Annotated in this window: 7 protein-coding genes; 4 read left to right on the top strand and 3 right to left on the bottom strand. The window is 71.0% G+C overall.

The genetic code is table 11. The annotated features are described in order from the left end of the window. Positions 1-36: 36 nt before the first annotated feature. Both VOI19_RS12475 and VOI19_RS12480 read right to left on the bottom strand, forming a co-directional pair. Positions 37-1,431, bottom strand: coding sequence for a multicopper oxidase family protein (locus VOI19_RS12475; protein WP_323793286.1), 1,395 nt, complete (start codon positions 1,429-1,431; stop codon positions 37-39). Positions 1,432-1,472: 41 nt separating this feature from the next. After that, positions 1,473-1,946 carry a hypothetical protein gene (locus VOI19_RS12480; protein WP_323793287.1) on the bottom strand — a complete coding sequence of 158 codons (474 nt, stop codon included), beginning with the start codon at positions 1,944-1,946 and terminating at the stop codon, positions 1,473-1,475. Positions 1,947-2,138: 192 nt separating this feature from the next. On the opposite strand from VOI19_RS12480, the gene VOI19_RS12485 reads away from it, so the two are divergent. The 3 genes from VOI19_RS12485 (at position 2,139) to VOI19_RS12495 (ending at position 4,270) form a co-directional block, all read left to right on the top strand. After that, positions 2,139-3,086, top strand: coding sequence for a hypothetical protein (locus tag VOI19_RS12485; protein WP_323793288.1), 948 nt, complete (start codon positions 2,139-2,141; stop codon positions 3,084-3,086). A 63-nt stretch (positions 3,087-3,149) separates the two neighbouring features. Continuing rightward, the gene (locus VOI19_RS12490; protein ID WP_323793289.1) at positions 3,150-3,908 is read left to right on the top strand and encodes an SURF1 family protein; all 759 of its coding nucleotides are present in this window, start codon (positions 3,150-3,152) and stop codon (positions 3,906-3,908) included. Beyond that, a complete protein-coding gene (locus tag VOI19_RS12495) occupies positions 3,905-4,270 on the top strand; it encodes a DUF3817 domain-containing protein (RefSeq protein ID WP_323793290.1) in 366 nt (121 codons plus the stop codon). The genes VOI19_RS12490 and VOI19_RS12495 overlap by 4 nt, the downstream gene beginning before the upstream one ends. 62 nt (positions 4,271-4,332) lie before the next feature. Here VOI19_RS12495 and VOI19_RS12500 read toward each other — a convergent pair whose 3' ends face one another. Next, positions 4,333-5,082, bottom strand: a complete 750-nt coding sequence (locus tag VOI19_RS12500) for a hypothetical protein (RefSeq protein WP_323793291.1) — start codon at positions 5,080-5,082, stop codon at positions 4,333-4,335. Positions 5,083-5,354: 272 nt separating this feature from the next. Between VOI19_RS12500 and VOI19_RS12505 the strand changes: the two genes are divergently transcribed. After that, entirely contained in the window at positions 5,355-5,858 is a 504-nt protein-coding gene (locus VOI19_RS12505) for a peptidylprolyl isomerase (RefSeq protein WP_323793292.1), read from the top strand. The last annotated feature ends 47 nt before the right edge of the window (positions 5,859-5,905 follow it).

Below are 5,905 nucleotides of genomic sequence, written 5' to 3' on the forward strand. Positions count from 1 at the left end.
ACATGTGGTCGATGCTAGCGACCGTGGGGCGCTCGATCACTCCGGCTCGTTGCTGTGCTCCCCTCCGACACGGAACGACGAGGACACACCGGCGTACATCAGGTGCGCGACGAGGCCGTCGACGGCGTGCTGGAGGTTGTGGCAGTGGTCCATCCACAGCCCCGGGTTGTCAGCCACGAACGCGATCTCGTAGGTCTCCCCGACCCCGACCTCCAGCGAGTCGATCCACCAGGGACTGCCGGTGGCCGCAGTGCCGTCGCGGGACAGCACGACGGCATGGTGGCCATGCAGGTGCATCGGGTGGGTGTCGTCGCTGTGGTTCTCGATCTGCATGACCACGACGTCGCCCTCGAAGACCATGAACATCGGCACGTCGGGGAAGTGGTGGCCGTTGATGGTCCACCACATCCCGGGCCGTCCGTCGAGGAAGCCCGGGCGCTTGCCGATGCGGTACTCGAAACGCCTGTCGGCTGCGGCCGGGTCCAGGCCCAGGGACACCGGCTCTCCATAGGTGAGCGGATCCAGCTCGTCCGGCGGTGCCCGGGTCGTGCCCGTGGTGGGGTCGCCGCCGAAGGTGAGCGCCGTCGTGCCTCCGAGATCGACTCGCACACCGCCGTCGGGGATCACGAAGCCGAGGTCGACCCGGCCGCCCGCCGGGACCCGCACTGCGGTCCCGGTCAACGGCTCGGGCTCGTGGACATCGACCCCGTCGATCGCGACGACCTCGAACGGCGCGCCGTTCACCCAGGTCGTGAGGAGCCCGTTGTCGGTGTTGATGATCCGCACGCGCACCTCGCGCCCGACCTCGGTGTCGACCGCCGTGGTCCCCGGGAGTCCGTTGAGACTCGGGCCGTCGTCGTAGCGGTGGACGACGGCGAGCTGGTCGAGCACGTCGGCATCGGCGGTCGGCGACCGGACGACGAACGGGCCGAAGAGCCCGCCCTGCACCTGCACGTGGGAGACCTGGTGCGAGTGGTACCAGTAGGTGCCCTCGCGATCGGCCACGAAGCGGTAGACGAACTCCTCGCCGGGCCCGACGGCGTCCTGGGTCACCCCTGCGACGCCGTCGGCGGCGTTGGGCACGTCGACGCCGTGCCAGTGCAGCGTCGCACCCGCAGCGACGTCGACGTTGACGAGCACCACCTCGACGAGGTCGCCGGCGACGGCAGAGAGGAGCGGCCCCGGGGAGCGGCCGTTGACCGTGTAGCCCTCATCGTCCTGGCGGACCTCGAACCGTGCTCGGACGTCGGGCCGGCCGGTGGGTGCCACCAGGTCAGCGACCGCGACGACGGCCCCGCCCGGCCCGGTGTGCCCCCCGGGTCCACCGCCCCAATCGGGGTAGCCCATCGCGGCCATGTCATAGCTGTCCGGGAGCAGGCTCGCGTGCCACAGGTAACCCAGGGGCCCGACCACGGCGAGCGCGACGAGCACGGCGACCCACCCGCGGAGTCGCCTGCCGGTCGTGGCGTCGCTCAGGTCGACACCCGTTGCCCGACGTGCGCGGGATGCGCCGGCTCGGCGGCCCGCGAACCGGCGTGCAGGGCCAGCCCGAGGATCAGCAGGGCGTTGACGCCGTGCAGGGCGCCGAAGCCGCTGCCCAGCTCACGCGAGAGCGCGGGCAGCACCAGCACCTGCAGCAGCACGAGGCCGAAGATCCCGCCCGCCAGCGCCTGCCCCTGCGCCACCTTGGCGAAGAAGGACACGATCAGCAGGACGAGCGAGATGAGCGGGATGAGGATCAGGCCGATGAAGAACATGTGGAGGGCGAACCCCCACTCGGCGGTGAACATCTGGTCGCAGTCGGTGCACTCGATGAGTGCCTTGTCGACCACTCCGCCGTCGTTGATCCAGTTGGTCAGCCCGAAGAAGGCCCAGGCGATGGCGCCGGCCTGGACGACGACGAGGACGGCGATGGCGCGAGCGAGAAAGCGATAGGTGGATCTCATGACATACCTCCATGAGCGGCACAGCCGACCCACCGTCGGCCGTGCCTTTCAGGATGCGCTCGTCAGCGGTGCTCGGCAAGGGGTGGCGCCAGAACGCTCGCCCACGACGAGGCGCAGATCGTCAGGCGCGACCTCGCGGTGAAGAGGTGGCTGGCACACTGTTCCGGTGAGGTCCCGGTGAGGTCAGGTGTGGTGGGTGCGCTGCTGGGGTGTGCTCTCCTGCTGACCTCGTGCAGCGGCGAGGAGGAGCCCTTCGTGCCGCCGAGCCTCATCGAGGAGGCGCCGGTCCCGGCGTACGACCCGGCGCTCGAGCCCGCCGCCGCAGCGATGGCCCTGGTGCCTTCCGAGGCGACGGTGCTGGCGGTCACCGACTACGACGAGCTGCGCCTGCGCCTGGCCCAGAGCGAGCTCACCAGCGAGTCGTCCGCAGCAGCCCGCGACAGGTTCTGGCGCAACGCCGCCCGTCGGACCGTGATGTTCAGCGACGGTCTGCTCCGAGGCGTCGACGAGCGGCTGCTCGACGACTACGGCTTCACCCAGGACGACGTCATCTGGGAGGCCCGGTGGGGCACGCCCTCCGGTGAGGGCTGGGTGCTCCGCCTGCGCGACGACCTCGACCTCGACGGAGTGGCCCGGGCGATCAGGGACGGCGTCGGACCGCTCGACGGTGCTGACTTCGACGCCGGCCGCCGGCTGATCTCGCTCGACGCCACCGACGAACCCACCGACAGCTGGGCGGCCGACCCGGCCCGCACGGCCCTCGTGGGACGGCCGGCGACCTCGACGTACGTCGACTCCGCCTGCATCCCCTACGACGTCGCCTTCGCCGACGGCGACGCCTCCGACCTCGCGCCCGCCCCGGCCGAGGAGATGGGGGCGCTCGACGAGCTCGGACCGTTCGCGGTGAGCTATGGCGTCGACCTCGTGACCGTGCACCTCGGGCAGGTCCGCAACGACGTATTCGACCGCGCCCGGCTGCCCGACATCCTGCCGCGCACCGACCCCGAGTTCGCGGTGGGCTACGTCGAGCCCGTGGCCGACCCCAGCGGCGGTCGGATCGGTTACACCATCGGTGACCCGGCAGCTGCCGAGAGCCTGGCCCGTCAGCGGCACCTGCCTTTCGCGGTCTGCTCGCTCTGACTCGCTGACTCGCCCCCGACATCCGGCGCCCATGGCCGCGGGCGGCCTCCGTAGGCTGGGGGAGTGCGCCGCTACCTGACCCCGACGATGCTCGGGGCGCACGTCGTGGCCGTGATCTGCGTGGGTCTGGCCCTCGGGCTCGGCCTCTGGCAGTTCGGCGCCTGGCAGGCGCAGCGCGAGGCCGAGGCGATCGACCTCACCCAGCGCGACCCGATGGACCTGCTCGACGTGATGGGGCCCGACGACTCGTTCCCGGGCGACCGCGTCGGTCAGCCGGTGACGCTGAGCGGCACATGGGTGCCGGACGCCACCGTCTTCGTCGAGGGCCGCCGCTTCGAGGGCCGCGACGGCTTCTGGGTCGTCACGCCGATCACCACCGGCACCGAGAGCGACCCCGCCCTGCCGGTCGTGCGCGGCTGGGTGCCGTCTCCCGACCTCGCCCCGGCACCCCCCACCGGCACCGCCGACCTCGAGGGGCTCCTCCAGCCCTCCGAGGGCACCGGCGCGTTCGACGAGGACCCCCTCGACGACGTGTTCCCCCAGCTGCGGATCGCCGACCTGGTGCAGCGCCTCGACAACGACCTGTACGCCGGCTACGTCGTCCTGCGCGAGCCGGTGCCCGGCGACGCCCAGTCGGCCGACCTCGTGGTGGCCGACGTCGAGCAGCTGCCGGAACCGGGCCAGTTCACGGCACTGCGCAACCTGCTCTACGCCGTCGAGTGGTGGGTCTTCGGGGCCTTTGCGCTCTTCATCTGGTGGCGCTACGTGAAGGAGTCCACCGAGCAGCCGGCCTCCGGGGCCCCGGTAGCGTTGGACACGTGAGCCCCGACATCGCGACCCCCCTCAAGGCCTACCGCACCATGGCGACGATCGTGGGCCTGCTGCTCGTGGTGCTGATCCTGGTCGGCATGCCGTTGAAGTACCTGCTCACCGACGGCACCGACCTCCAGCTGGCGGGGGAGTGGATCACCAGCAACCTCGGGGTCGCGCACGGCTGGCTCTACATGATCTTCCTCTTCGCCGCCTTCTGGCTCTCGCAGCGTGCGGAGTGGGAGATCGGCTTCACGATCGTCACCCTGCTCTGCGGCACGGTGCCGGTGCTGTCGTTCTGGGCCGAGCACCGCGCGACTGCGCGGGTGCGGGCCGAGTGGGCGCTCGACGACGCCGACGCCGCCAGCGCTTGAAAAAGCCACCGCCCCGGGCACGCGAGGTGCGCCGGGGCGGTGTGCTGGTGCTGCGGGGCTGACTACTTGGAGTCGGCCTCGGGCTCGACGTCGACGACCTCGGCCGGCTGGTCGGGCGTGGTGACCGGGTGCGGAGCGTCGGCCTCGTCGGAGAGCGCCTCGTCGGGCGAGGCGCCACCGGCGTCCTCGACCGGAGCGTCGGCCTTGTGCGACCCCGTCGAAGCGGCCGGGGCTGCCGGGGCGCTGGGCGCAGGCGTCGGCACGTAGGTCGACTGCCAGTTGTCGGAGGTCGGCTCGCCCTTGAGCTTCTTGGCGACGACGGCGGCGCCACCGGCCAGGAGGCTGAGGAACAGGACGCGCTTGAGCTTGCCCTTCTTCTTCTTCGGCTCCTCGCCCTTGATCTCGGCGACCTTCGAGTCGGCCAGCACGCGGGCAGCGGCAGCCTTCTCACCGGCAGCAGCAGCACCGGCGGCGACGACCGGGGCGGCCTTCTCGCGGGCCTCGGCGAGCTGCTCGGCTGCGCGCACCCGCGCCTCGGCGACGACCGGGGCGGCCTTCTCGCGAGCGTCGGCGAGGTGCGAAGCGGCACGCACGCGCGCGTCGGCCACCACGGGGGCAGCCTTCTCGCGAGCGTCGGCGAGAGCCGGACCGGCCTTCTCCTTGGCGTCGTTCAGAGCGGGGATTGCGGTGTCCTGCACGAAGTCACGAGTGGACTCCATGGCGGACTGCACGTGGGGACGCATGCTGTCGACGTATCCCTCGACGATGTCGGTGGCCTGGTCGAGGCGCGACTTCTTGGAGCGAAGTCCCATCGGGAGCCTTCCTTTCCATGCTGTGCACAGGTGTGGGAGGTCGGCCGGCGACCGACCTCAGGTGTGTCCATCCCATCATGCGTGACGAGTGGGCGACCACCCCAGGGCGGGTGAGTCGCGGGCGGGCCCGCAGGTGGAGCTGCAGGCGGGGCTGGGGCGGGGCTGGGGCTGCATGGCAGGATCGACGCGGACGCGGTCACCACCAGGTGTTCGCGCACGACCACCCACGTCACCACTCTCGTCACCTGCCCGCAAGGGCTCGAAAGGAAGTCATGGCGGACCTTCAGGCCATCTTCAAGACCAACAAGGGCGACATCACGATCACCCTGTTCCCGAACCACGCTCCCGAGACGGTGGCCAACTTCACCGGTCTCGCGACCGGCGAGAAGGAGGCCAACGGCGAGAACAAGCGCTTCTACGACGGCCTCGGCTTCCACCGCGTCATCGAGGGCTTCATGATCCAGGGCGGGTGCCCGCAGGGCACCGGCACCGGCGGCCCGGGCTACACGTTCAAGGACGAGATCCACCCCGAGCTCGTCTTCGACAAGCCCTACCTCCTCGCAATGGCCAACGCGGGCCCCGGCACCAACGGCTCGCAGTTCTTCATCACCGTCGGCGCCACCCCGTGGCTCAACCGCAAGCACACCATCTTCGGTGAGGTCGCCGACCAGGCGAGCCGCGACGTCGTGGACGCCATCGGCACCGCGCCCACCGGCGCCGGCGACCGCCCGGTCGAGCCGATCGTGATGAGCTCCGTCGAGATCGTCGGCGGCTGAGGCTCACCACCTTGTCGAACCCCTCGCAGTCGAGCCCGGGGTCCGGG

The organism is Nocardioides sp. (assembly GCF_034670285.1).
GTDB lineage: Bacteria > Actinomycetota > Actinomycetes > Propionibacteriales > Nocardioidaceae > Nocardioides.

Bases quoted from the DNA above. Each gene is read 5' to 3' on its own strand.
- VOI19_RS12505 (WP_323793292.1), top strand. From the start codon at position 5,355: ATGGCGGACCTTCAGGCCATCTTCAAGACCAACAAGGGCGACATCACG.
- VOI19_RS12480 (WP_323793287.1), bottom strand. From the start codon at position 1,946: ATGAGATCCACCTATCGCTTTCTCGCTCGCGCCATCGCCGTCCTCGTC.
- VOI19_RS12500 (WP_323793291.1), bottom strand. From the start codon at position 5,082: ATGGGACTTCGCTCCAAGAAGTCGCGCCTCGACCAGGCCACCGACATC.